Below are 1,267 nucleotides of genomic sequence, written 5' to 3' on the forward strand. Positions count from 1 at the left end.
GTTGATCGCCCAGCAGCGTCTGGAGCGTGAATACCAGGCGACCTGGTACAAGATCCTGCAACGCCGTGGTGACAAGGTGCCGGCCAATGCCTCGATGCTGGTGGTCGATGACAGCGATAAACCTGCGATGCTGGAAGGCATCTACCGGACTCGCCTGAAGCAGCAGCCACCGGCCGAGTGGCAACAGCTGAGCCGTGACGAACGCACGGCCAAGCTGCGCGAAGCAGTGATCAAGTCATGGGCCGAGAGCACCGCGTTGCTGCGAACCCTGGGCCAGGAGCGGGCCAGCAGCATCAAGGACTACCTGGTCGACAAAGGCAAGCTGGAGGATGGCCGGGTGTACTTCATCGATACCAGCTTGGGGCAAGCGGAGAAAGACGGCCGGGTGATCACACCGATGCATCTGGATGCCGAGTGAACTCCGCTAGCTGTACCGGCCCCATCGCCGCCAAACCGACGATGGGGCCCTCTGATACAACACTTCAACTCAGACCAGCCGCTGCCCCGACACCGCCGGGTGATACAACGGCTGCACCTTGTTCCCAGCCGGGTCCAGCAAGTGAAAGCTACGGGCCCCATCACCGTGATTGAAAGGCCGGTCCAGCAAGGTTACCCCATGGGCCTTGAAGTACTGGTACCAGGCCTCCAGTTCCTCCACGCTGTCGACGATGAAGCCGTAGTGGTCCAGCGTCTGCAGGCCATTGGCAGCCCCCGCACCGCGCCCGAGCGACAGGTTATCGTTGCCACAGGTCAAGTACACCAGGTCCTCATTGGCGCGATTCAATACCTGCATGCCCAGTACATCGACGTAGAAGCGCTCGCACTCCTCCAGGTTGGGCACCAGCAAGGCAATATGACGCAGACCGTTCAAACGACCGGGACGAGCAGGTAATTCAGGCATTGGGCTAGCTCCATTTTTGTATACAATTCTTTTTTGAATTTAAAACAAAAGGAGCTATTTGTGTACAGTCTGTTTATCAAGACGCGGGTAAAGCCCGGTTGCGCTGCTGCTTATCTCGATGCCATCAAGCTCAACGCCGCCGCGTCCGTAGCGACCGAGCCCGGCTGCCTGGTGTTCGACGTCTCGCAGGATCGCCTCGATCCGGATGTCATCTACCTGTATGAGATCTATCAGGACGATGAAGCCTATGAAGCGCATACCCGCACCGCGCACTTTCGCGACAGCCGCCCGGTGGTCGAGCCACTGACGCTCGAGCAGGAATGCTTCGAGAGCGATGTGATCGCACGAAACCCGGTGTATTGACGT

2 protein-coding genes and 1 pseudogene are annotated in these 1,267 nt (G+C 59.0%); 2 read left to right on the forward strand and 1 reads right to left on the reverse strand.

Features of this window, described 5'->3' with window-relative positions; translation table 11 throughout:
- Window positions 1–418, forward strand: a pseudogene (locus tag APH34_RS28360) (hypothetical protein); the annotation flags it as partial.
- A 69-nt stretch (window positions 419–487) separates the two neighbouring features.
- Here APH34_RS28360 and APH34_RS28365 read toward each other — a convergent pair.
- Window positions 488–901 carry a VOC family protein gene (locus tag APH34_RS28365; RefSeq protein WP_054903788.1) on the reverse strand — a complete coding sequence of 138 codons (414 nt, stop codon included), beginning with the start codon at window positions 899–901 and terminating at the stop codon, window positions 488–490.
- Between the two features lie 60 nt (window positions 902–961).
- Here APH34_RS28365 and APH34_RS28370 point away from each other — a divergent pair, with 60 nt between their 5' ends.
- Window positions 962–1,264 (forward strand): putative quinol monooxygenase, encoded by a 303-nt coding sequence (locus APH34_RS28370; RefSeq protein ID WP_054903789.1) that lies wholly within the window; start codon window positions 962–964, stop codon window positions 1,262–1,264.
- Window positions 1,265–1,267: the final 3 nt, after the last annotated feature.

The sequence above is a fragment of the Pseudomonas sp. NBRC 111131 genome (genome assembly GCF_001320525.1).
GTDB classification, from domain to species: Bacteria; Pseudomonadota; Gammaproteobacteria; order Pseudomonadales; family Pseudomonadaceae; genus Aquipseudomonas; species Aquipseudomonas ceruminis.

Coding starts and splice junctions, on each gene's coding strand:
- APH34_RS28365 (WP_054903788.1), bottom strand. CDS start 901: ATGCCTGAATTACCTGCTCGTCCCGGTCGTTTGAACGGTCTGCGTCAT.